Origin of the sequence: Oligoflexus tunisiensis, assembly GCF_001748245.1 — a bacterium.
Lineage (GTDB): Bacteria > Bdellovibrionota_B > Oligoflexia > Oligoflexales > Oligoflexaceae > Oligoflexus > Oligoflexus tunisiensis.
Genome location: NZ_BDFO01000001.1, coordinates 1,454,339 through 1,478,133 on the forward strand (window position 1 = coordinate 1,454,339; position 23,795 = coordinate 1,478,133).

General features: G+C 55.1%; 24 protein-coding genes. 9 read left to right on the top strand and 15 right to left on the bottom strand.

What is annotated here, in order from left to right; genetic code table 11:
- Positions 1-48: 48 nt before the first annotated feature.
- From OLTU_RS06350 to OLTU_RS06400, 11 genes are all read right to left on the bottom strand, one after another.
- On the bottom strand, positions 49-609 hold the full coding sequence (locus tag OLTU_RS06350; protein ID WP_176736383.1) for a 4'-phosphopantetheinyl transferase superfamily protein: 561 nt from the start codon (positions 607-609) through the stop codon (positions 49-51).
- Positions 593-1,372 (bottom strand): 1-acyl-sn-glycerol-3-phosphate acyltransferase, encoded by a 780-nt coding sequence (locus OLTU_RS06355; protein ID WP_218109877.1) that lies wholly within the window; start codon positions 1,370-1,372, stop codon positions 593-595. Before OLTU_RS06355 ends, OLTU_RS06350 begins: the two co-directional genes overlap by 17 nt.
- 31 nt (positions 1,373-1,403) lie before the next feature.
- Entirely contained in the window at positions 1,404-1,652 is a 249-nt protein-coding gene (locus OLTU_RS06360; protein ID WP_141731917.1) for an acyl carrier protein, read from the bottom strand.
- A 1-nt stretch (position 1,653) separates the two neighbouring features.
- Positions 1,654-2,934 (bottom strand): beta-ketoacyl-[acyl-carrier-protein] synthase family protein, encoded by a 1,281-nt coding sequence (locus tag OLTU_RS06365; RefSeq protein WP_141731918.1) that lies wholly within the window; start codon positions 2,932-2,934, stop codon positions 1,654-1,656.
- Complete coding sequence (locus OLTU_RS06370; protein WP_218109878.1) at positions 2,927-3,448, bottom strand: 3-hydroxyacyl-ACP dehydratase FabZ family protein; 522 nt, start codon at positions 3,446-3,448, stop codon at positions 2,927-2,929. The genes OLTU_RS06365 and OLTU_RS06370 overlap by 8 nt, the downstream gene beginning before the upstream one ends.
- On the bottom strand, positions 3,423-4,241 hold the full coding sequence (locus OLTU_RS06375) for an SDR family NAD(P)-dependent oxidoreductase (RefSeq protein ID WP_218109879.1): 819 nt from the start codon (positions 4,239-4,241) through the stop codon (positions 3,423-3,425). Before OLTU_RS06375 ends, OLTU_RS06370 begins: the two co-directional genes overlap by 26 nt.
- Before the next feature lie 319 nt (positions 4,242-4,560).
- A complete protein-coding gene (locus tag OLTU_RS06380; protein WP_141731919.1) occupies positions 4,561-5,511 on the bottom strand; it encodes a ribose-phosphate diphosphokinase in 951 nt (316 codons plus the stop codon).
- Between the two features lie 24 nt (positions 5,512-5,535).
- Positions 5,536-6,126, bottom strand: a complete 591-nt coding sequence (locus OLTU_RS06385) for a hypothetical protein (protein ID WP_141731920.1) — start codon at positions 6,124-6,126, stop codon at positions 5,536-5,538.
- Positions 6,127-6,142: 16 nt separating this feature from the next.
- Positions 6,143-6,526 (bottom strand): hypothetical protein, encoded by a 384-nt coding sequence (locus OLTU_RS06390; RefSeq protein WP_141731921.1) that lies wholly within the window; start codon positions 6,524-6,526, stop codon positions 6,143-6,145.
- 150 nt (positions 6,527-6,676) lie between these two features.
- Positions 6,677-7,162: a translation initiation factor IF-3 gene (gene infC, locus OLTU_RS06395; RefSeq protein ID WP_176736384.1), complete on the bottom strand. Its 486-nt coding sequence runs from the start codon at positions 7,160-7,162 to the stop codon at positions 6,677-6,679.
- A gap of 164 nt (positions 7,163-7,326) precedes the next feature.
- On the bottom strand, positions 7,327-7,605 hold the full coding sequence (locus OLTU_RS06400; protein WP_141731923.1) for a hypothetical protein: 279 nt from the start codon (positions 7,603-7,605) through the stop codon (positions 7,327-7,329).
- A gap of 96 nt (positions 7,606-7,701) precedes the next feature.
- On the opposite strand from OLTU_RS06400, the gene OLTU_RS06405 reads away from it, so the two are divergent.
- Positions 7,702-8,949, top strand: coding sequence for a hypothetical protein (locus OLTU_RS06405; RefSeq protein WP_141731924.1), 1,248 nt, complete (start codon positions 7,702-7,704; stop codon positions 8,947-8,949).
- A gap of 36 nt (positions 8,950-8,985) precedes the next feature.
- Here the strand turns inward: OLTU_RS06405 and OLTU_RS06410 are convergent, their stop codons facing one another.
- Positions 8,986-11,256, bottom strand: coding sequence for a hypothetical protein (locus tag OLTU_RS06410; protein WP_176736385.1), 2,271 nt, complete (start codon positions 11,254-11,256; stop codon positions 8,986-8,988).
- A gap of 238 nt (positions 11,257-11,494) precedes the next feature.
- Between OLTU_RS06410 and OLTU_RS06415 the strand changes: the two genes are divergently transcribed.
- Entirely contained in the window at positions 11,495-12,826 is a 1,332-nt protein-coding gene (locus OLTU_RS06415) for a PhoH family protein (RefSeq protein WP_141731926.1), read from the top strand.
- 71 nt (positions 12,827-12,897) lie between these two features.
- Here the strand turns inward: OLTU_RS06415 and OLTU_RS06420 are convergent, their stop codons facing one another.
- Entirely contained in the window at positions 12,898-13,224 is a 327-nt protein-coding gene (locus OLTU_RS06420; RefSeq protein WP_141731927.1) for a hypothetical protein, read from the bottom strand.
- Between the two features lie 298 nt (positions 13,225-13,522).
- Here OLTU_RS06420 and OLTU_RS06425 point away from each other — a divergent pair, with 298 nt between their 5' ends.
- Together OLTU_RS06425 and OLTU_RS06430 are read left to right on the top strand one after the other, a co-directional pair.
- Positions 13,523-14,146 carry a hypothetical protein gene (locus OLTU_RS06425; protein ID WP_141731928.1) on the top strand — a complete coding sequence of 208 codons (624 nt, stop codon included), beginning with the start codon at positions 13,523-13,525 and terminating at the stop codon, positions 14,144-14,146.
- 8 nt (positions 14,147-14,154) lie between these two features.
- Positions 14,155-16,884 carry a trypsin-like serine protease gene (locus OLTU_RS06430; protein WP_176736386.1) on the top strand — a complete coding sequence of 910 codons (2,730 nt, stop codon included), beginning with the start codon at positions 14,155-14,157 and terminating at the stop codon, positions 16,882-16,884.
- Between the two features lie 93 nt (positions 16,885-16,977).
- Here OLTU_RS06430 and purH read toward each other — a convergent pair whose 3' ends face one another.
- A complete protein-coding gene (gene purH, locus OLTU_RS06435) occupies positions 16,978-18,573 on the bottom strand; it encodes a bifunctional phosphoribosylaminoimidazolecarboxamide formyltransferase/IMP cyclohydrolase (RefSeq protein WP_141731930.1) in 1,596 nt (531 codons plus the stop codon).
- 105 nt (positions 18,574-18,678) lie between these two features.
- The gene (locus OLTU_RS06440) at positions 18,679-19,074 is read right to left on the bottom strand and encodes a hypothetical protein (RefSeq protein ID WP_141731931.1); all 396 of its coding nucleotides are present in this window, start codon (positions 19,072-19,074) and stop codon (positions 18,679-18,681) included.
- Positions 19,075-19,247: 173 nt separating this feature from the next.
- Between OLTU_RS06440 and mnmA the strand changes: the two genes are divergently transcribed.
- From mnmA to OLTU_RS06465, 5 genes are all read left to right on the top strand, one after another.
- The gene (gene mnmA, locus OLTU_RS06445) at positions 19,248-20,303 is read left to right on the top strand and encodes a tRNA 2-thiouridine(34) synthase MnmA (protein ID WP_141731932.1); all 1,056 of its coding nucleotides are present in this window, start codon (positions 19,248-19,250) and stop codon (positions 20,301-20,303) included.
- A gap of 9 nt (positions 20,304-20,312) precedes the next feature.
- Positions 20,313-21,275 carry a glycosyltransferase family 4 protein gene (locus OLTU_RS06450; RefSeq protein ID WP_141731933.1) on the top strand — a complete coding sequence of 321 codons (963 nt, stop codon included), beginning with the start codon at positions 20,313-20,315 and terminating at the stop codon, positions 21,273-21,275.
- On the top strand, positions 21,272-22,210 hold the full coding sequence (locus tag OLTU_RS06455) for a glycosyltransferase family 2 protein (protein ID WP_141731934.1): 939 nt from the start codon (positions 21,272-21,274) through the stop codon (positions 22,208-22,210). Before OLTU_RS06450 ends, OLTU_RS06455 begins: the two co-directional genes overlap by 4 nt.
- A 68-nt stretch (positions 22,211-22,278) precedes the next feature.
- Positions 22,279-22,923, top strand: a complete 645-nt coding sequence (locus OLTU_RS06460) for a class I SAM-dependent methyltransferase (protein WP_141731935.1) — start codon at positions 22,279-22,281, stop codon at positions 22,921-22,923.
- Positions 22,924-23,120: 197 nt separating this feature from the next.
- The gene (locus tag OLTU_RS06465) at positions 23,121-23,774 is read left to right on the top strand and encodes a hypothetical protein (protein WP_141731936.1); all 654 of its coding nucleotides are present in this window, start codon (positions 23,121-23,123) and stop codon (positions 23,772-23,774) included.
- Positions 23,775-23,795 lie beyond the last annotated feature (21 nt).

Below are 23,795 nucleotides of genomic sequence, written 5' to 3' on the forward strand. Positions count from 1 at the left end.
GTTTGACGGGCAAAGAGCATATAGGGCGACCATGCATCTGTCCAGGGCTTATGAAATCGCCAGGGAAGCTGCGACGTATCGACCGTGATGAGTGAGACTCACCGGATGGGGAAGAACGCGGCCCTTTTGCAGAATTTTTGGAATGCGATGGGTCGAGGTAATGGCCAGGTCCGTCACAGGGCACTGCAGTGTGGTCGCTGTCAGTTCCAAAAGAAGAGAGCGTGCTTTGGCACTCTGAGTAGCGGGATCAGATTCCGTGTCGAAGCTTAGGATCCGCGAATGACAGCGAACAGGATCAGCATCCGTGGCCAGCGCAAACAGCGCGTCCCCTTCCTGTCTCGTGCTGAGCCGCAGTGTTTCGGTGTGATAGCGCAGCGTGGTCATATCCGGAGATACGATAAATTCACGGTGATGAAAGGGAATGTCCCGGGATTGCCGGATGGCTTTGTATGCCGCTTCCTTGCAGGCCCAGTAAAGCCAGAGCAAAGGTTCATCCAAGGACCAGGTCTGGTGCCGCGATTTTTCCTCGGGATTCAGAATGCGATCGACAAAACGCGGGTTGTGCTCGCGGGTGGCAGCGCGATCGACGATGTCATTGCCGAGCCGCAAAATACTTCTTCTCCAGGTTTTCGAGGCTATCAAACATCTGCATGGTGATTTCCTTCTGGCCGCGACGGCCCGGAAGCACTGTGCATTCACAGACCTCGACATCCAGGAAAAATTCCTCGCCATAGCGCGGGAAGAAACTGAAATTTTCCTGACCCAGGCCACGCAGGTAAACGCAGATCACCAGGGTTTTGGGATTGTCCTGCAGGAGCTGACCTACACCATAGACAGCGGCATCGCGATCCACGCGCCCGATCCGTGTGCGACCCCCTTCCGGGAAAACGCAGATGAAATCACCCTGATGATTGAGCCAGGTGACCTTCGACCAGGACAGCTTCCGTGATTCCACCGAACCATGACGTTCGATGTAAACGCATTTGCCGAGGTAACACATGAGGCGTGACAGAGGATTGACACCAAAGTTTTGGAGCTCGGGTATGTTCCAGGGAAAACGTTCAAAATTCGTGAAAAGCGAAGGAAAGGGAAAAAGAAAGCGGGTGATCAGCATCGAATCAATCATGGTCATGTGATTCGCGCAGAGCAGCACCGGACGATTCGGATGCGCCTTCAAAATGCCATCGAGTTTGGCACGCACCGCCTCGCGATCCCGGCAGCGATAGCCTCCCGCATAGCGAAGAAGGAAGAGAAAGAGTGGGCCGAACCAAAATAAGTTGATATAGCCCCAGAATTTCTGGACGCGTAGGGATATGCGATGTCTGGCTGCGAGTTCCACAGTCGGGCATTCCAAAAAAATAACCCAGCTCAAGAGGCGAGCTGGGTACCTTGATTGCTAAGAATCAGTGCAGCAGGTCTTTCACGAGCTTGACCGCATCGCCGATGGTGTTGATTTTGTCGGCGTCATCGTCGCTGATTTCGAGGTCGAAGGTGTCTTCGAAGTCGAGAACGATATCCACAAGACGTGCAGAGTTTACTTGCAGGTCGTTGATGATGTGGGTTTCAGGTCCCAGATTCTTCAGAGCATCTTCGTTTTTCGCGTGCTTCGAGATGATGCGGACGACGTTCGAGTAAATTTCCTGTTGTTCCATGTCACTGACTCCATTTCTTGAAAATGATACAGCTATTCACATCCCCGAATCCAAAACTGGCTTTGGCCGCGATGGAGATCGGCATGTCGACAGACTGTTTGGGCACACAGCGTTCGAAAGCCTCGACTTCCGGATGGAAATCTTCGCAGTTACGCGACCCGTGGACAAAACCATGGGTCATCTGCAGCAGGGTCGCAACCGATTCGATTGCACCAGCGGCACCGAGAGCATGTCCGATCATGGATTTGGTGGAGTTGATCCGGGGGAATCGATCAGGACCGAGTTCCAATGCTTCAGACCAGTTCCGAACCTCCATGGGGTCAGCCATTGTCGCAGTGAGATGACCGTTAATGTAGTCGATACTATCAGGAGAAATCTCAGCTTGCATCAAGGCTTTTCGGATACATGTTTGCACTCCGTAGGGGTTTGGCGCCGTCATGCTGCCGCCTGCGCGCATCCCGCCGGAGTTGGTGGCTGTTCCGATAATTTCGGCATAGATTTTCGCGCCACGCCGCAGCGCCGTTTCCAGCTCTTCTATCACAAGTATGCCGGCACCGCTGCCGGGAATAAAACCACCGGCGCTGGCACTCAAGGGGCGTGAGGCGGCTTCCGGTTCATGGTTGTGACCACGATTGAGGACGCGCATGGAATCAAAACCGGACCAGATATGAGGATCCGATCCTTCCGCACCACCCACCACCATGCGATCGGCCAGACCCCATTGAATGGAGCGGGTCCCCATGACAATGGCTTCTGTTCCGGTATTGCAGGCGGAACTGTTGCTGCTGACCTGGCCTCCCAAACCGAGCAGACCGCCGACGCGAGCCGAAGCCCCGCTGGCCATGATCTGTTCGACCACGGAAGAACCGAGGCGCTTGATCTTATGAGCGGCGACGTTGGGATAGACTTTATCCGAGAAGGTATCCAAACCGCCGATGCCGGTTCCAATGATGGCACCGGTATCGTCCATGGCCCGCTCGGCGTTGGCTGGCACCGGCTTAAGACCGGCATCCGCAAACGCTTCCAAAGCGGCAATGGCCGCATAACTGATGTATTCATTCATCGCAAAACGCAGGTCTTCCGAGAAAAGCTGCTCGGCGACCTCTTTCATGCCCTGTGGAATCCCACCGACCTGGCAGGCAAACCCGAGTTCCTGCAGGCGGGGCACAAAACGCAAACCCGAACGCATCGCCCGCACCGATGCGGTAAAGTCCGCGCAATTTTTTCCGTTGGGAGCCACGACCCCAAGGCCGGTGACGACCACTCGTCTTAACTTATGCATTGCTACTCTTCACTCCCATGCCAGCCATCGTACCGGACGCGGCCAGAACTTCACCAGGAAGATAGAGATCGATTTTGGCCTTGAGTTTGCCTCGGCGCCAATAGATCTGTTCCGCCTTCACGGTTACCGTATCGCCTGGCAAGACTGTCTTCAGAAATTCCACCTGGGTTTCTTGAAACAGGGTCACATATTCTGAGGGGTCCTGACCCGCACTCAATTTTAGATGCATAGCGAATGCCACCAGCCCGATTTGAGCCATGCATTCGACCAGCACCACACCAGGGGTGACCGGATTGCCAGGAAAGTGGCCGCGATAGAACCATTCATCTTCACGGAAAGTATACTGGCCTACAATTCGTTGTTCGTCGACTTCAATAATACGATCGACGAAACGAAAAGGTTTCTGTTGAGGGACCAGGGACAGAACCCGTGTAAATTTTTCTTCCAGCGGCAGATCTTGATAAGCAGTCATAGGTTTTTCAGCTCCGTTAGCCGCTGATGCTTTCGCCGCCATCAACGCGAATCAAAGCGCCGTTGATGAAGGAAGCTTCGTCGCGACTGAGTAGATAAACAACCCCGGCGACGTCTTCAGGCGTGGTCATGCGACCCAGTGGGTTGCGGGCAATGGCATGTTCTTTCATGCTTTCACTGCCAGGAATCAGGCGGAGCGCTGGAGTATCGGTGATGCCGGGCTGCAGAATGTTGCAGCGAATGCCATGAGGTGCAAATTCCTTGGCAATGGTCCGGGCCATCGATTCCAGAGCGCACTTGGCTGCGGATACCGCGGCGTAACCAAGCCACGCGACCTGATTGCCTTCCGAGGTCAAGCCAAACACGCGCGAGTCCGGGGCAAACATCCCGCGCTTGTGAATGTCCTGGACCCAGAAGAGCAGACTGGTTCCCATATTATAGATAGTTTGAGCCACGTCCTCTTCGTTCAGGAGATTGCTGTCATCGAATGGCAAATCAGGATTGGCTTTCGGAGCGGCCAGCTTCAGGTTGCCAAGAGCGATCGAGTGAAGGAGAACGCGGATTTTGCCATCACCGAGGGTATCGGCGATACTGTTGAGAATAGCCTGACGGCCTTCGTTGCTCAGCGCGTCCATGTTGTACGCTTCGAGCTTCACACCCATGGCGCGGATTTCATCGAAATGAGCATCCACAGTCTTCATGGAGCCACGACGGTCGCGGTGAACGACAAAAAGATTGTAGCCGTTTTGAGCGAGTTTTTTGGCTGTTGCCAGGCCCATTCCGCTGGAGCCGCCTAGAACGAGAGCCCAGGTTTTTGATAAAACGTTACCTTGCACTTTTGACTCCTCTCTTGATCCCTCTGAGATGGATCACCTGTGTCGTGCCTGGAACAAGGTGATCATTGGTCAATACACCCGTGCGCTCAGAACTGTCCACCCTAATTTCTTTTGCATGTCACGATGCTACGCACAAATAGGGCAAGAAAAGCTCCCGTACTGTGGCTTGATTACAACAAAAGCTTGGCGCATCAAAAGCTTCGGTGAGGTGGCTGGGAGGCAGACTGGGCCGGGGTTTAGGACGGCAGAAGGGACCGGTTGTCCGGCCTGAGCGGCCGGGTTGGGTGACATTGCGCGCGGCCCCTGTCGTTGCGCGGCTTCAATTCGGGAAGAGCTCGCTGACCGACTCGTGGTCATGGATGTGTCGAATCGCTTCTGCGAAGAGCGGAGCGACGGAGACCACCTTGACCTTGGCGCTCAGCTTTTCAAAGCGATACTCCACCGTATCCGTAATCACCAGCTCATCGATAATGCTGGAGTCAAACTTGCTGATGGCGCCGTTCGTTAACACCCCATGGGTCACGGCCGCGACGATTTTCTTCGCGCCCTGGGCCCGCGCGGCTTGCGCCATCGCAATCAGGGAACCGCCGGTGAAGACGATATCATCGACGATGAGCATGTTCTTATCCTTCACATCCCCGACGATATTCCAGATCTGAGCGCTTTCGCTGTGATCCTTCCGCGTCTTGTTCCCGATCACGACCGGACAGCCCAGTTCCTGACCAAACTTGAAGGCATTCTTGCCGTAACCGACATCGGCGGAAGCCACAACCCAATCGCTCAGATCCTGTTTGCGGAAATAAGCTGCGAGAACTCCACGGGCATTCAAATGATCGACCGGCTTCCGGAAAAAGCCCTGAATCTGGGGACTATGCAGATCCATGGTCAGCACGCGATCGATCCCGGCCGCTTCCAGGGCATCGGCACAAACCCGGGCCCGGATCGACACCCGCGGCTCATCCTTCTTATCACCCTTGGCATAAGAGAAGAAGGGAATCACGGCCGTGACATTCGAAGCCGAGGCGAGTTTCAGGGCATCAACCCAGAACATGAGTTCCATGAAATTCTTATCAACCGGAAAGCAGATACCCTGGATGATGAAGCAGTCCTTGCCGCGCACACTTTCAAGCACCCGCACAAACGTATTTCCCTCGCTAAACGTCAGGACTTCCGATTGGATGGGCTTAATTCTCAGATGCCGGCAGATGCTTTGTCCGAGGTCGGGACAGGCACTGCCAATGATGACGGCTGTATTATTTTTTTGAGGCATGATGCTCTTTACCTATGCGCTGGATCACCAGCCCAACAACTTAAAGCCGATTTCAAATTGCAGGCAGTCGATCATAGACAATGCGTAAGCTGAACGCCAGCCTTTCTCGGGCACCATGCGCCTCCAGGTGAGGCTGGCATCAATTTTCCCATAGTGGGAACGATACAGGTCATAGCTCGCCCCGGCTTCCGTGACCTGACTGATGGAGCGATGCGCCCTGCGTTCATCATACTCGTTGACAATCGGATCGCCCTCATTCCCTTCCTGCGGCGTCTCGCGATCGTAGATCCGCATTTGGCCCGCCCCGATCCCACCCCAAAGGGTCCAGGAGTCCCGGGCATAACCCAGAAAAAAAAGGACATCGTTGCCGTGGATATCGTAACGCCATCCCTTGTCGGGGGCGTCCTGGATAAGGTATGCGGTCAGATCAAGACCGGCGATGAGGTTCAGGCGCTCCTGAAAGGCTCCAAAACGAAAGGCTCCGTAGCTGCCCCAGGTGGTCATATCGCGATCCGAGGCTTGCACCCATGATGGGCCCAGACCGATGCGCGCGGTCGTCAGAGGAACGGCTGCTGTGGCTTCTGAGGAAACAGCAAGCCACAGTCCGCAGGTCATCAACGCAGATTCCCAATCAAGCCTGTTTTTTCCTCCGGCCCTGACTGAGACGATAGTCTTCAAAAATTTTGGGCTTAATGCCATAGACAAAGGCGTCGAGTCCTCCCTGATGCCGGACTTCGTTGTTGGGCTGACTTTCAATATAGCCCCTTTTTTGCAAAGCTTCGATGGTTCTTTGCAGTTTCACATCGCTCAGTTGCGTGGCCTCCTTGATGTCCTTCAGGTGCGACCAGCGTGGTTGGAACTCGTCCAGAAAACGATCCAAACTCTTCCATGCAGACGAATAACGGTCTCCCAGTTCATGCTTACTGGCCAAATGATAGAGCACCAATTTTTCGTTGGCATGCTCCAGATCAGTTTTCCAGATGGCGTCGACGGCACGATTGTCCTCTTGAGTCATATTCCGCTCCTTTCGGACGAAGTGTTGGTCATGGGCTGATGATAGCGAAGGAAGGGAAGGTATCCAATGAGGAGAGTTATGTGGGTGCAAATGCCAGCACCCGCGTTGCCATAGGCGACGCGGGTGTTTTATCAGACTCTATGGAAGCGATTATTTAGCGGGCTCCAGGATCGCGGTCGCGATGGGGCCTGGGATCTTGTTGGATTTACAGGCAATCGTGACAGTGCCGATCACTCTGTCGATCAAATCGTGGGCGCGTTGAGGATTGTCGCGTTCACGACCTTTCAGGCGGACGACGATTTTCACCTTGTCCCCGCGTTCAAGGAAGCGATCGATATTGTTCACCTTGGTCTGCAGATCGTGATCCGAGATATTGGCTTTCAGCTGAATCTCTTTGAGATCCGAAGTCTGCCGATTGGCTTTCTGTTTTTTCTTTTTCTCGTACTGCAGCTTTTTGTAGTCTTCAATCCGGACAACGGGTGGGTTGACTTCCGGGGCGCTCACCAAGACCAGGTCAAGTCCCTCTTCTTCGGCGAGGCGAAGTGCTTCACTTGCTGTGACAATGTCATTACGACCTTCGCCAACAAGTCGAACCTCTTTTATGGTTCTCAGGTCAGAACGCTCTAGTACTTTCAAAAAGATCTTACTCCTATTCGTTAACTCGATCGGTTCTTTGGAACCTGGCAAAACCCATGGCTCAGCCATTCAATGACCACGTATGCTCATACGGCCGAGTCCGGGTTTGGCAACCTTAATATAACGGCCCGACGGAGGGTCGTCCATGAAAAAAAGTGCGTAGTTCATGAATGTTCGCGGTTCTGACCCGCTTTGGCCCGGGCTATGGCCGCTTCCATATCATTGCTCATGATATCGACGACCAATTGGCTGTCCAGACTGCTGAATAGCCAGGGAATCCGTTCGTGGGGTAATTTGCTCATGGCCTTGCGGATACTTTCCGCTGTCCGCGGGCCTCCGACGGCCCGGATCAGCTCGTCCTTCGCGGCTTCACTCAGTTGGGTCCGGGCTGCGGGGAGCTGGGACTTGACAGCGCGGAGTTTCGATTCGAGATCATCCGTCATTTCATGTTATCCTCCGAGGGGAGTCCTGGACACGGGCCACGAATTTCGATAGCCTTGCCGCCTTTCATAGACACACTCCAACCGGACCATCTTGCCATGAATGAATTCAAAGCTCTCTTGCAAAAAGACGATCCCTTTCTGCGTCCGTCCCGGCTCGGGAGTCACAATTTTCCTGGTATTTGGACGGCGATGATGCCGCGCGAATTGTTCGGACTGCAGATTCCGGAGGAACGTCGCGCGACCTGCATGAACTGCCCCAAGGCCTCGCATGAAGGCTTCCGGGCTGACTATCGCTGCTGTACCTATCATCCACGCGTCGCCAATTTTCTGCTCGGCCTCGCTTTGGAAACGCCGGTCGGCGAGCGCGTGCTGGATAATATCATGGATCGCGGCATGCTGATTCCCGAAGGCATGCACTACGCGCCCGCCCAGTGGGTGGATTATCTGGATGATTTGCAGAGCGATGCCTTCGGTCGCAGTGAAAAGGTGCTGTGCCCGAACCTGGATCAGAGCACGGGATATTGCAATATCCATGCGTTTCGCAACGCCGTGTGTTCCACTTTCTTTTGCTACAAGGATCACGGGGACGCGGGCGAAGGCTTCTGGGATCAGCTCCAGGTCCTGGGCAGTCAGGTGGAAATGGCTCTGGGTCAGTGGGCTCTGGAGCAGGCGGGCTTTGACCTGGATCGTTACTTCAAGGCCTTCGATCAGCTCGGCAGGAACATTCATAAAGCCTCAGGTCAGCAGGGCTGGCAGGATTCGGCAAGGGAGCTGCTCTGGGGAGACTGGCTGGGTCGCGAAAAGGAACTGATGCGGGCCTGCGCCGCGGTCATCGTGCGCGAGCGTGAAAACCTCTGGGAGATCGCCAACAGTCAGCCCATCCGCGAGTCCGCGCGCTTCGATAAGGCCATGGTGAAAGCCGTTCCCAAACGTCTGGAGGATCAGATCGATCCCGAGGATCTTGAGGACTCGGGCGGTGACACCGTGCGTCCCAGCGTGATCTGGCAGGATGTGCTCAAAGCCTACTGGAAACTCTGGTATCTGCCGGAAGGAACCTTTGCTTTGAGCGGCAAGGTCCGGATTGAAAGCAATCCGCGGCAGTCGCCGCATGATCAGTTTTATCAGGACAAGCCCTATATGATCTTTTACTACCCGCGCAAAGGCAGCAAGGTGATGGACTGGACGCTCGGCATCACGGCCGCGGAAAAAGCTGTGCTGGACCTTTTTGCTGGAAAATCCCGCGAACTGGATGCCAACCTTTTGATGAATCCTGCGGTCAAGGCTCTCGAGAACGGCAAGGGATTTTTGGCGGAAATGCTGCGGCGCAAGGTGCTGGTGGCATGAAGGCTGTGGGCCTGAGCCCACAGCTTCGGATTGCGATCAACTGGAGGCCTGCTGGCTGCGGAAGGTCAGAAGGAACTTCAGACTTTCGTAGGCCGCGTCGCGCGGATAGCCAAAACGCTTTTCAAGATTCTGATACGTGCTCGTCGCGAGGTGCAGATCATCCTCTTTGTAGTTCTTGGCTTCATCGGTGCCAAGGACCATCATGACCTTGAAGTTATCCTCCACCTGTTTTTTCTGCTCTTCATAGTAGTGCTGCTTGATCGTGTCCATGTACTCATGGAAGATCCTGCTGACCACGATCGGAGCCACGGGATTGTCGATCTTGAAGGCCGCGATCCGACCGAGCAGCGCCTCGCGGTGCTTTTCAATCGGCCCGTTGACCTTCAGGATGCGTTCGACGTCCCGCATCAGGTTCTCGTTGGGCTGCTCATAGTTGCCCGTGATCTTGTTATAGATCTTCTCACGTTTCACCTGGGCCACCACGTTTTCAATGTAACGGCTCAGGAGCGTTTCGTACTGCTCTTCGTCGACCAGAGTCATGGACGCAGTGACTTCCCGTTCGAAGATGTCGGCGAAATCGCGCTTGCAGACCGTGATAAATTCCTGAGGCTGGTGATACTTGCCGCGTGGCTCCAGCTGGAGGAACTCATAAACGGTGCGGTCCTTGACGAGGCGCTCGAGTTCGTCAAACAAAGCCATTGGCGTCAGTGTGGTATATTTGGAATTCTGCACCGCGCGATAGAGGATGCTGCGCACCTCACGCGGCGAGGCCCCAAAACGCCCCTCATAGGCCACGACGTTTTGATATTCATCCAGAATAGCCCGCCGAAGTTCCCGCAGGGTCGCCTCCTCCTGGGGCTTGAAGAGTGGCATCAAGGATTCGCCCTCATACAGTCGAACCTTATGCCGCGGATCGAGGCGGGCAATCAGCGCTCGATACTTGGAATCGTAGTAGTCGGGGTTGGGTTGCTTCAGACGGGTCATCACCGCCCAAAGACAGAGCATCTCGAGGGCGTGTGGTGTCACCGGCTTGCTTTTCGCCAGCGCCTTGACATCCTGGGCATAGATTTGCTGTTCCAAACTTGGCTTCAGGAGGTAAGGAGCGGTCACCAGCTCGAAGCGCGAGCGGAACGAGGCAAAGTCAGGAATCGTTTTAAAAGCGTCCAGATGCTTTTCATTGGTGCTGGCGAAGAAAACGATATCAAGGTTGGTCGTGGAGGACGGCAGGTTCACAGAGCCCTTTTCCACCGTTGTCAGCAGATATTTGAAGGCTTCGATTGGGCGCTTCAGCATATCCGAGAATTCAAGGATGCCGCGGTTGGCTTCGACCAAGGGGCCTTCCGCTTCATGAAAGCTGATGTTGTGCAGAACGGGCGGCAGGTTGGCAATGCTCCTGTCGATCGTCAGCTGCTTTTCGTAGGCGTCAATCGACATCTGGGGCTCGACGGTGCCGATCCCGACCCGATACTGCTTGGAGAAGAAAAAGCGTTCGACCTGCACGTGGCGCAGAACTTTTCCCAGATCCCCATCATAAGCGGCCAGGAGGTTTTCAAAGATCAACTGGTTGCGTTTGGAGAGACCGGCCAGCTGAATGTGCTGCGGGATTTCAATTTCGGCTTCGGGAACGCCGGTATCCTCGGAGATCCATTTCTTGAGCCATTCCGCCCGTTGCGGCATGGGAAGCAGGAAGATCGGATTTTCCTTGTATTCGGATTGAATTTTTGCAGCGATCTTGCTTTCGTCGAGGAAAGCAAAGGAATCCTCGCGGAGGCTGCTGTCATCGTCCCGCATGCCGGTAAAGCCGATCGGTCCGACCGCGCCCATGGCTTTGGACGTGAGCGACTTGTCGGTGGGAAAGATCCAGTTGAATCGATAGACCGCGCCGTCCTCGGTCTCTGAGTAGCGTTGCATGGCGTGGCCAATGGATTCGATGATCGAGGTCTTGGCGGAACCGTTGGGCCCGTGCAGCATGATGAGTTTGTTGGAGTAGCCCTGCCGGACAAAGCCGGTGATGACTTTATAGATCTCATCCTGGACGCCTTCCGATCCCACGATGGGGACGTTTTTATGCGTGCCGATGTCAAATACTTTCCAGCGTGCGCAGTCCTCGAAGCCACTGCCTGCCTCGGTGCGGCCGAAGTAATTGAAGGTGTCGTAAAGATATTGGGAGGAGTTGCGAATGAGTGGAATCGGGCGTTCCCGCAGCTTTCGGAGAAAACCGCTGAAACTCAGGATGACCTGTCTTTCCTGAAAGAGCGAGCGCGACTGCTGATTGAGTTGATAGAGGAGATCTGTAGCCTCTGCCATGGGTCCTGCCTCCGGCTGACGAAGAAAGTTCATTCTCCCCAGCATAACCCGAGCGGCACCGTTTGTCAGCGACAGTCATCGTCTTTACTTTCCAGGTGGGAAGGCCCTATAACGGAGAAAGAGCAGGCAGGGCACTGCCTTTTTTTAGGAAATTCACGAATCGCGACTTTTGGTGCCCTGAGAATTATGCTAATGGTGAGAAAGAGCCATACAAGTCAACAAGCTACGAGGGCCCCTGATGAAGAAAGTCTTCATACTGGATACAAACGTTCTATTGAGCAATCCCCTCAGCATTTTTAAATTTGACGATAACGACGTAGTTATCCCCATTTCCGTCATCGAGGAGATTGATACCTTCAAGAAGGACCAGAGCGATATCGGCCGCAATGCCCGTGAAGTATCCCGTATCTTGGACCGTTTGAGAATGAAGGGCACTCTTTCGTCCGGCATTAAACTCTTCGACAACCGCGAAGATTCCGGACAGCTCTACGTGTATCTTGGTCACAACATGGACATCCTGCCTGAGCTCCTGGCCAGCAGCACGGACAACCACATCCTGGCCATTGGACTCACGCTGCAGAAGCAGTTCGGCGATACGCGCAAGGTGCTGATCATCACCAAGGATACCAACCTGCGTATCAAGTCGGATGCCTTCGGTTTGGCGGCTGAAGACTTTGCGGCGGACAAGGTGGACATTTCCCACCTCTACATGGGCTTTGTCACGGTGACCGTTCCCCCGGATGTGATCAACGATTTTTATACGAATCGCGAAATCCGCCTCCCGGATCAGAAGCTGTACCCCAATCAGTTTGTGATTTTCGAGGACCAAAACGACAAGAGTTCGGTCGTATTTGGGATCTACGATGCGAATGAAGATGTGATCAAGATGATCGAGCCCCGGAATGAGGGCGTGTGGGGAATTTACTCCAGAAACATGGAACAGGCCATGGCGTTGGAGTGTCTCCTGAACGATAGAATCAGGCTGGTGACCATCAGCGGGGAGGCCGGAACGGGCAAAACCTTGATGGCCATCGCCGCCGGCCTTGTGAAAACCACGGACGAGGACCAGTATCAGAAATTGCTGGTGTCGCGCCCCATTTTCCCGCTCGGCCGGGATATCGGTTATCTGCCCGGTGACATTGATGAGAAACTCAATCCGTGGATGCAGCCCATCTACGACAATCTTGACCTGCTTCTGGGCGGTTCGCCGGGTTCACGGCAGAAACGCTTTAACAAGAGCTATCAGGAGCTGATCAATCAGGGCATGCTGGCGGTCGAGCCTCTAACCTATATCCGCGGACGTTCCTTGCCGGCGCAGTATTTCATTGTGGATGAATCACAGAACCTGACGCCGCATGAGATCAAGACCATTCTGACCCGTGCCGGCGAAGGCACCAAGATCGTGCTGACGGGTGATCCTTACCAGATCGATAACCCTTACCTCGATTCGCAGACCAATGGTCTGACCTATGTGATCGAACGCTTCCGCAAGGAAGAGATTGCCGCGCACGTGACCCTGCAGAAGGGTGAGCGGAGTGAACTGGCCTCGAAAGCCGCAAAACTTCTTTAAGTCCTGACAAAGAGAAAGGCGGTCGTCTCCTCGACGACCGCCCTGCTTACGAACTATTCAGTTGTCTGATCTCAACGCCTGGCCGGCACGAAGTTACAGCCGAAACTATCGTTTTCTACGAGCGTGCCCGCTCCTTGGAGCAGTGCCGTATAATCGCTGCAACTATAAATGCCTTGCACAAAGCAGAAGCGATCGAAATTTTCTGCATGCACCGCATGGGTCACGGCCTGAATCTGGAGACGGGTGAACTTTGCCAGCTGGCTACATTCACCGCCATAGACGAAAGCCGCGAGTCCCTCATCTGTCTCAACTTCATTCTCTAGGGCCAATAAAGCCGTTGTGAAGAGGCAGCTTCCCATAAGGAAGGTTGCAAGAGTCAGATGGCGGGCAATGCTCATGTGAGGCTCCTACTCTATTGTTCTGGTGTTTGGACCATCCTCACACCGATTAAGAGTTCATTCGGTTACAGGATCGAAAACTATAAAAGGGTTCGATTTCTCAAGGATTCCGCTGAGCTGTCATGGGTTCTTACAGCGCGAATAAATTGGGGGACACGGGATTTAGGGAGAGTCGGGCGGGAAAACTTACGTTCGGTAAGTCTAAATGGCTTGACCTCCAGGCTTTTTTTGCAATATAGAGGGCACCTCCACGTTCTGATAGCTGGACCTATGGATTCACCCCAAACGTGAGCGCGCCATGCCCTGTAAGCATTTGATTTCGACCGGGATGCTGGTTTTTGTCAGCATTTTCACGGCCTGTTCCTCCTCTTCCAGCCGGAAGAGTCAGCCACCAGCTGCACCGACTCAGCCTGTCCATCCGGAACCAACTCCTCTACCCACAGTGACCCCAACGCCAGCTCCGGGCTCGCAGGGACTGCCCTGGGAATCCATGATTGGTGACTGGCAATCGAACTTTTCGGATCCCAATTACTTTGGGAACGTGACCTATACGATTCAAAAAGATGGTCAGGTGCTGATGAGCCTTTTGATCTACGGCAAGGGCAAAAGCCAGATCGTGGCCGAACGTCATACGTTCAAGGGCACGTTTCAGGCGAGCCCGCGCGAGATTCAACTGGAACACGTGAAGGGCAGCTGCGCTCCACGAAATGCCAAGGTCATGCTTGGCTTCAGTGTGAACGAGACGGATCCCGATATCCTTTACCTCATGGAAGGCCGTGGCGGCACTTATCTGCGTCTCAGCCGCATTCCAGGCGGTTTATCCCAGGACGTCCACACGGTGGATAAGCTGGGAAGCTATTCCGTAAAAACGGGATGCTTTGTGGAAGGCCGCTTGAATCAATTCGTTCCGCAGCAAGGTTGAGGCTCACGATGAAACTTTCGAAACTTATCACGTTCAGTTCCACTTTGGCTTTTTTGAGTCTGACCGGCGCCTGCGATCGCGCCGCGACCAGCGATCTTGATATCATCCGGGGACGTCCTCTGGGACCGGATAGTCCGGCCTTGAACAACGTCGTGGGCCTCAGTTCGGATGGCTTCTCCACCTTCTGTACGGGCAGCATCGTCGCCGATGATATGGTCGTGACGGCCGCCCATTGCGTGCACAAAAGAGAAGGTTTTTATGTGGTCTTTGGTCAGCCGAACGGCGTGATGGAAAAGATCGCCGTGGACAAGGTGGAGACTTATAAGCCCTATGGCGACGCCGCATTTCCCAACTTTGATATCGCCTGGCTGAAATTGAAAACGAAGGTGCCGGCACGCTTCCAACCTATGGAAATCCTGCGGGATCCTGCCCGTTTGAACGAAGCCAAGGAAATCCGCCTGGCAGGCTATGGCTATGAAAAAACCAATTGCCTGCTGTATACCTGCAATGACGAGCTCCTGGAAACCAATACCGCCCTCGACAGGTATTACGATTCCCCAAGGTTGATGAGTCTCCTCGTCTTCAAAGGAGATGCAGAAAAGGGTCTGGGCGGCGCCTGCAATGGTGATTCCGGTGGACCGGCTTATGCCAGGATTGAGGACCGTTGGTATTTGATTGGTGTCACCAATGGCGCCACCATTTACCTGACTCCCGAAAGCTATGAGGATCCCTCCCAGTCCTGCGAGTCGGGCAGTGATATCTATACCTTCATGGGCGACTATGTTCCCTGGCTGCAGAAGACATCGAGTCAGGAGCTCCAGCAAAAACCGGAGAGCAATCCGGATCGCAGCACGCCGCCTGTCCTGATCCAGGGGGAATCCAGAGCAGCGGAAGTCGCCGAGCCGAAGACCTGGGCGGAATGGGTTCAGTATCCTTATCATAATGATGAAGTCTGGAACACCGTCAACCATTTGCTGAGCACCCTGTTGCAGAACCACTACCGGGATCTTCAGCCTGAAGAACTCATTCGTATTTATAATGATGGCGTCTTTTCCCAGGCGCTCGTGGAACAGGAAAGTCTGCTTGAATTCAGTTTGAGTACAACGAAGGCCCAGTATTTCAAGGATCAGGCGCTCGACCTGCGCCCGCTGGCGACCTGGACCGGTTTGAAAACCCTGTTGCTGAAGGAAGAGGCGGCCCTTGCCGGCATTGAAGCCGCATCCCGGCTACCTGCCTTGACCTCCCTCGTCCTGTCCGCGCCCCGCGATGGGCATTCCGGGACGGTGAGTTTCCAGGCTCTGCAAAAACTCGGACGCAGTCTGAAGACTTTGAATCTTGCGAACTACACGGCCGCGGAGCTGCAGACCCTTCCGGCCGCGGCCCTGTCGCAGCTCGAAGGACTGGACCTGACGGCAACGGCGGGCAAGGACGATGTGACCTTGGATTTGAGCGGTCTCGCGGCCTTGAAGAACCTGCGTGTTTTCAACTGGAACTATCAGTCGCCAATCAAGCTGCCTCGCCCCATCGCGTTGGACAGCCTTGAGATTCGCTCCGAACAGGCCACCGATCTGAAGTGGCTCGATAGTGAGGCCATTCAATCCCTTCGGTCCCTGACCATTGGTCGCGAAGCCCTGGCCCGGCCGGATCTCATGAAACTCTTTCAAAACAAGGGTATTCAGGACCTGAACGTGTCCCTGAATGGTCTGACGTCGGAGCATCTGCCTCCTGCCGGTTTTTCTGAACTGACGAACGCCGTGCTCGATGGCAACCAATTCCAAAGTGCTAAACCTTTGAAGGAACTGCCTGCCCTGAAGACCCTGGACCTGCGCGACAATCCGCTGACGGATGCCACATGCCCCAGCGGTATCACGTGCACCCTGGATCGGGTTTTGAATCCTCAAACGGTCGGTGACTACTGCCGCAATACGGTGGAAGACAGGACTTATGTTTATGCTCCCATGGTGACCTCTCTGCTGCGGAGTCAGAATCTACCTGTCCTTTTTTACGGAGATGTAACCTGCCTTCATCTTGAGCTGCTCCTCCAGGATGCCCGCTCGCTTATGGTGCAGGGCGAAGTGAGTGAATACATAGCGCGCTCCGCTCTTTATGATACGCGGGTTCTGAAAAGTCTAAACCAGCTGGAGAGTTTGACGATTCGTCATGCGGTTCTGACAAGCTCGGATGTTCTGGCCGGTCTTCCGGCGCTGAAAAACCTGGACCTGGGCTTTGTCCAGACGCGGCTCGACTTCATAAAGAAGATGCCGCAGCTTGTGAATATGAATTACACGGATTTTCCGCGGACCAGTCTTGAGGCGCTGTCGCATCCCGGGCTGAAGGTTTTGACCCTGGATTCCGAAGGATCCTTTGATGTCATGGAGAATGGTCGCGTGGAATCGATTGGCGCTCGCACGGAGCTGCCGGCCCTGCAGACGCTTTCGCTCCGCAACAATCCGTTACAGGACCTCAAAGGGATCGAAAATCTGAAGGCTTTGACTCAGCTCGATATGAGCGGGACGAGCGTGTCCGATCTTTCGCCCCTGAATTCACTGATCGGCACCACGGTTTTCTTTGGTGAGTCCTACCCGCTGGACACCTGTCCGATTCTGTATGGACGTTGTCAGGCGGGAACCCGGAATTTCAGCGGGCAAACGTTTGGATCGGATGCCAACAGCGTGCAGAATTCCAAGTGGTTTGTGGGACAGATCATACCCGGTTTAGGCAAAGCCTTGCGTCATTGAAAAAAAGCCCGGTGGATTTCCCACCGGGCCTTTTCATTTTTAGTGTTTGAAGTGGCGAACGCCGGTGGGACTCCCCACCGGGCTTTTTCATTTTTAGTGTTTGAAGTGGCGAACGCCGGTGAAGACCATCGCAATTTTATGTTCATTCGCAGCTTGAATCGATTCCTCATCCCGCATGGAACCACCGGGCTGGATGATGGCGCTTACGCCGAGCCTGGCCGCCAGGTCCACCGTATCGCGGAAGGGGAAGAAGGCGTCGCTGGCCATCACGGATCCCTGGACGGTTCGACCGAATTCCTTGGCTTTTTCCGCCGCGAAGGTCGCACTATCGATGCGGCTCATCTGGCCCGCGCCGACGGCGACCGTGACGAGATCCTTCACATAAACGATCGCATTCGACTTCACATGCTTGCAAAGGCGCATGGCGAAGGTGAGGTCCTCGGCCTGGGATTCCGTTGGTTTCAGGTTGGTCACGGCTTCCCAGCGGCCTTTTTCAGCCCGCACCTGATCGCGATCCTGAATCAGGATACCGCCGAGCACGGAGCGAATGTCCAGCTGTTTCGGAGCCGTGACGCTGTGCTGAGGCAAAAGATAAGGAAGTTCGAGCAGACGCAGATTCTTCTTGCTGGCCAGCACCGAGCGGGCTTCCGGACTGAAAGCTGGAGCGACGATGCATTCGAGGAAAAGCTGCGACATGGCGTCGGCGGTTTCCGCATCGATCGTTTTGTTCACGGCAATGATCCCACCAAATGCGGATTTGGGATCCACAGCGAGCGCGCGCTGATAAACATCCAAAAGGCGATCCGCGGAACGACCGAGGGCGGCGCCGCAGGGGTTGTTGTGCTTAATGATTGTGACGGCCGTGTACTCGGGAAAATCGGCCACCATCTGCACAGCGGCGTCGCAGTCGAGCAGGTTGTTATAGGAAAGTTCCTTGCCCTGTAAAACCCTGGCGTCCTGCAGACCACCGCGGAGGCTCAGATTCGAGCGGTAAAACCGGGCTTTTTGATGGGGATTTTCACCGTATCGGAGTTCCTGTTGAGATTCGAGGTGCAGGTCGTAGGAAGGAGCGAGGGATTCGGTCGGGGCGGCTTCAAGACTCTTTTCGTAGTAGCTGGCAATCATGCTGTCGTAGGCGGAGATTGCTCGGAAGGTCTTGGCGGCGAGGTAGCGTCGGAACTCATCCGTCAGGCCCCCCGCCTTGAGTTCCATGAGGCAGCGCGGGTAATCCTGGGGGTCGAGCAGCGGCGCCACGAAGCGATAGTTTTTCGCCGCGGCCCGCAGCATGGTGGGGCCACCGATGTCGATATATTCGATCGCCTGGGGCAGATCGAGCTGCTGGTCCACGGCCTTGGCCGCGAATTGATAGAGGTTCACCACCACAAGGTCGATGGATTGAATGCTGTGTTCACGGCATTGCGCGACATGAGCATCCTTCGTGCGATCATAAAGAATGCCGCCATGAATTTTGGGATGGAGAGTCTTCACGCGACCGTCGAGGATTTCCGGACTGCCGGTATGCGCTCCGGCTTCGGTTACGGCAACGCCGGATTCAGCAAGGAGTTTGGCGGTTCCGCCGGTGGACAAAATTTGAAAGCCCAATTGTTCCAGGGAACGGGCGAAGTCGACGATACCGGTTTTGTCGGTGACCGAGATCAAGGCCAATGGTTTGCCGGGAAGCTGAGTCATGTCGATATCCAAATGTAAAAGTTGGTCCAAGGTGGGGGAACGCGCCCCTTTTAACAGCTTTTCCCCCTTGGCCCAAGACTTTTTACGTGGGATCACGGACAAATATCAGGTCCCCGAGCGGACAAATCCACAGGTCTGTGCGATCTGGTCGAGACGCCGCAGCAGCTCCGGCTCAGTTTCCTGCTCCAGGCTGCGCTGGTATGCCTTTTCGTAAATATGGTAGACCGGATCATCCCGATCCTCGGGCGTAAAGCCGAGGTCATCCCCGGTCAGAGCGCAGACCAGCAGATAGATACGCGCCATTTCATATTTGGGAATCGCATGCTCGTGGCGTTCTGGGTCAAATTGATCAGGATTGATCCCAAAATCCTCTTCATTCAAAAGGTAGAGGGACATATTCTTCAGCACGAGGTCCAGGCCGGCCTCATGATGCTTGTACTGAGCAACCGTAATCTTTTTGACGCGGTCCTGTTCAGTCAAATCCTGGCTTTCCATGTCCATGCCCATCTCCTGGTTCCGGGTTCGGCTTAACATAGGCAACCTGTTCGCTCAGGGCAAGCGTTCAGCTGAAAACAGGGCTTTCAGACCCCGCTATTCCATGCTAAAAGGGCTGTCCTGGTGCCATAGACGGTCTCTTGGAAATTGACCGATGGATTCAGAAGGAAGTTATCTCTATGAAGATCGCCATGCTGCTCTCCGGTGGTGTCGATAGTTCCGTGGCTCTGGCGGAGCTGGTGCGTGAAGATAAGCACCAGATCCAGGCCTTTTATTTAAAAATCTGGCTCGAGGATGATCTGCAGTACCTGGGGCAATGTCCCTGGGAAGAGGACCTGCAGTATGCGCAAGGTGTTTGCGATCGACTCGGCGTGCCTTTGGAAATCATCAGCCTGCAAACCGCCTACTGGGATCGGGTCGTTTCCCATTCCATTGCGGAATTGAGAGCGGGTCGGACGCCGAGTCCGGATATACTCTGCAATCAAAATGTGAAATTCGGGGCCTTCTGCGACCTCATCGATGACAGCTTTGAGCGGATTGCCACCGGCCACTATGCACGGCAGCGCTGGCATCAGGGGCATCAGCAGCTTTTGAAGGGCGTCGATCCCATCAAGGATCAAACCTATTTCCTGTCGCGTCTCAGCCGCGCGCAACTCGATCGGGCCATGTTTCCGATTGGGCATATTCCGAAACGCGAAGTGCGGGCTTTGGCCGCGCAGTATGATCTGCCGACCCAGTCGCGCCCCGACAGTCAGGGCATCTGCTTTCTGGGAAAACTGAAATTCAGTGATTTCGTCAAAGCCCATTTGGGGGAATGGCCCGGTGATATCGTCGATATCGCGAATGATAGGGTTCTGGGAAAGCACAAGGGCTTTTGGTTTCATACCATCGGCCAGCGCAAGGGCCTTGGTCTGAGCGGCGGTCCCTGGTTTGTGGTGCAAAAGGATCCGGTTAAGAATATTGTCTACGTATCGTCGGAAGAAGGGCGTTTGCAAAGACCGCAGCTCAACTTTACGGTCAGCAGCATGCACTGGCTGGAAGAGAAGCCGGATTTGGAACGTTTTTATACCGTGAAAATTCGTCATGGCGAACGCACCACGGAATGTCGTCTCACGGATCTCGGGGAGGGCCGCCTGGCGGTTGACCTTGGACAGCCGGATGGCGGCATCGCTCCGGGACAGTATGCGGTGATCTACGACGGTGAACTCTGTCTCGGTGCTGGTATTATCGATTAAGGACTGATCGTGGCCAAACAATTGCGCATTCTGACTTTCAATCATCATGAATCCTTTCTGAATGCCATGGCCCCGCTGGGGCACCACTTCGATATCGTCATTAAAAAAGGTCCGCTGGACCTGTCATGGAACACGGCCAATCGGCAGCCGCCGGAAAATTTCCGCCTGATCGACTTTGAAGAGGCCAGGGCGCAGTTGAAGAAGGGCGGCTACGATGCGGTCGTGGCCCATACGGTGAAGAATCTGTTCTGGCTGTTCTGGATCAACCGCGTGCTCACGATTTTTGTCGCGCATATCCCCCTCTATTGGGACCGGCCGACGCGTATTGTGAAAAGCCTGGGCAAGCTCGCCACGGTCTGGCTTTATCGCCTGACCCATCGCTTTCGCTTTGTGGCGGTCAGTGAATGGAAACGCATGACCTGGGGTTTTTCCGGGCCGGTCGTGCGATTCTTTCCGGTGCCGTTTCCTCCGGACTTGTTAGCGCCAGAGAAAAGCAAGGGTGTGGTGCCGGTCGTGGTCGGCAACGCTATTGCCGCGCGCGGCCGGGAACTCGGCTGGGATCTTCTGGGGCCGCTCCTGCGGGAATTTCCGATTCGCGTTCTGGGGCGCAATCCCGAGATTCCCGTTGCGGTGGCACCTCAAACCTATGCGGAGTTCATTCGCCTTTTTTCATCCGCACACTTCTATGTGTATACGATTCAGCAGCCGGAAGGGGATGGCTATAACACGGCGATGCTCGAAGCCATGAATATCGGTCTGCCGGTCGTGACCATAGCCAATCCGAGTTCTCCCATTGTGCACGGAGTGAATGGACTCGTGGCCGTAACACCGGCTGAACTCCGCACTCACATCCGGCAGCTCCTTTTGCATCCGGAAAATCTGGAGCGTCTGGGACAGGGGGCACGGGAAACGGTGCGCAGCATGTTTACGGAAGAGGCTTTTTTGCAGGCCTGGCGTGAGGCTTTGTCATGAGTGATATGGTCGTGATACTCCTGGCCACCTATAACGGCGAACCTTTTCTGCGGGAGCAGATCGAGAGTCTCTTTGCTCAAACGCACAAGAACCTGCGCATCCTGGTGCGTGATGATGGATCGCAGGATGAGACGATGGAAATTCTGGCGAACTATGCCGCGACCTATCCCAACATCTTCCAGGTCATGCAGGGACCCAATCTGGGCTTTGTCGGCAACTTTCTGGAACTGATCGCGGCGGCTCCACCGGATGCCAGTGCCTATTTTTTCTGCGATCAGGATGATGTGTGGCTGCCGCATAAGGTGGAGTCCGCCTGTCGGCTCATGCAAAAGGTTCCCAAGGGACCCGTTCTGTACTTTGGCCGTCTATCGGTGGTGGATGAGACGCTGCAGCCCTTGCACCTATCGCCACTGATCTCACGCTGGAGTCTGGGGAATGCCCTGCTTGAAAGTCAGATGACCGGTTGCACGATCGCCTTGAACACCGAGGCGCTCCAGCTCCTTCAGGAAGTTCGGCCGCGGGCGGATCGGATCGTGGCGCATGATTGGTGGGCTTACCTGGTTCTGAGCGCGCTCGGCACGCTGGTCTATGATCCGGAGCCGCATATTCTTTACCGGCAGCATGGAAAAAATTCCCTGGGAACGCCGCGCTCGCGCTGGCAGGACGTGCAGCAGCGCTGGAGCAATTTCCGGCAGGGGCGCTGGACCAAACGCCGTCCCGAACCCATGGTGGCCCATTTTCTGGAACTCTACCGGGCGCGTCTCAGCGAGGATCAGGTGCGCTTGATTGAAGCGGTTTCGCTCCGACGCTGGGGTTTTTGGTCGCCTCTTTGGCTCTACCTGAAAGGCGTTATCTGGCGGCAGGGAACCTTGAATCAAGGGATATTGCTTCTGATGCTCCTTCTGCCTTCATCGCGCAAACGCGTGTCGGGTTGAGGCGCGTTGCAATTCCGCAGGGGATGCAGTAGCATCGATCGCTGCCCTGCTATTTTTGGAGTCTTTTCATGTCAACGGCCCAGACTGGTTCGCTTCCTTTGGCTCAAAATCCCGCGCCGCGCGTGTCTGATGCGGTGCACCTGGAATGGCTGCAGAATCTGGGCGTGACATCCTTTGCCGGTACCCGGCTGCTCGATCTCGGGTGCGGTTCGGGGTTTCTGGCCCGTCTGGCCAAAAATCAGGGCGCGCTGGTGAGTGTCGGAGTTGATATTGAGAAACCCAAGGACGGAGTCTTTGAAGCGAATAGCTGGCGTTTTGTGCAGGCCAACCTCGATGGAGAGGACTGGCTCAAGGAATTGCCGTTGCAGCAGTTTGATATGATACTGGCCTTTGACATCATCGAACATCTGCGCAGTCCGGTGGCTTTTCTGGAACAATGCCGGAAGCTCCTCAGCCCGAACGGTGCGCTTTATCTGACGACGCCGAACGTTCAGTCCCTGGAGCGCCTGCTGAAACCGGACAGCTGGTCCGGAGCCTTTGATCCTCAGCACCGCATTCTTTTTTCAAGGTACAGCCTTGATTTTCTGCTCCGTAAAACCGGGCTGAAAACCGTGCAAATGCTGGCTCCCATGCGTTCGCTCCGTTGGCTGCCGCGCTGGCTGCAGCCACCCATCGGTGGCCAGCTCCTGGTACAGGCCAAACTCCAAAGTTGATCCCCTCGATGGTGGAGCAGCGGCTCCACCCCGGATGTGTTGCAGAAAAAAATTCTGTGCCTGGTCCTCACCATGTGTGTGCGAAGCGTGACGCGCCAATCCTGGTCAGGACAAGCAGGCCCGTGAAGATGATTGAAGAAATCTGCGAAGTCCTTGGTGCACATCCTTTGCAAGGGAGGCGGCCGAAGGAGGTTCCTGTGTCACACTTTCAACAAAAATCACGTTTCATTTCAACCTTGGCTCTCTTGTCCTTTCTTCCGGCCTGCGTCACCACCCATGCGACCACGCCTGTGCCACTGGCCGTGGCTCCCGTCAAAGTCAGCTGCAGCTATGGAGCGGACATCCAAACGAACAGCATCTCGGGCATCGTCTGTACCCTCGAAAATCAGAGCCGCAACTGGCAGGATTTGAAAATTCGTTCGGTGCGCTTTCCGGATCAGGCGGACGTCAAGGTTGTGCCGGCTGACGACATGCAGGCCCTGGCGGATGCCATGGCCGTTCAGCAAAAGCGCAGCGATCACAACACAGCCATGGCTCTGAGCGGCCTGATCCTGACCGGAGCCCTGGTGGCGGTGGGCGCTTCCGGAAAAGCAGCGAGTAACGCCGGCACCGCGGTCATGCTCGGTGGGACGACCGCAGCCGTCGGTCGGGATATTCACAAGAGTCATCAGTCCGCGCAATACGGGCCGGCGGTCTACAGCCGCGACCATCTGCTGAGTGGAGCCCTGCGGATTCCCTCTGAGATGAGTATTCGCCGTCAAATTGTTATCAATCATCCCAGCAAAAAACCGCAGTCCATGGAAATCTGCTGGATTGCTTCGAAGGATGAGTGCAGCATTTTGCCGCTCTAGGCCAAGGCGCAGTTGACGAAA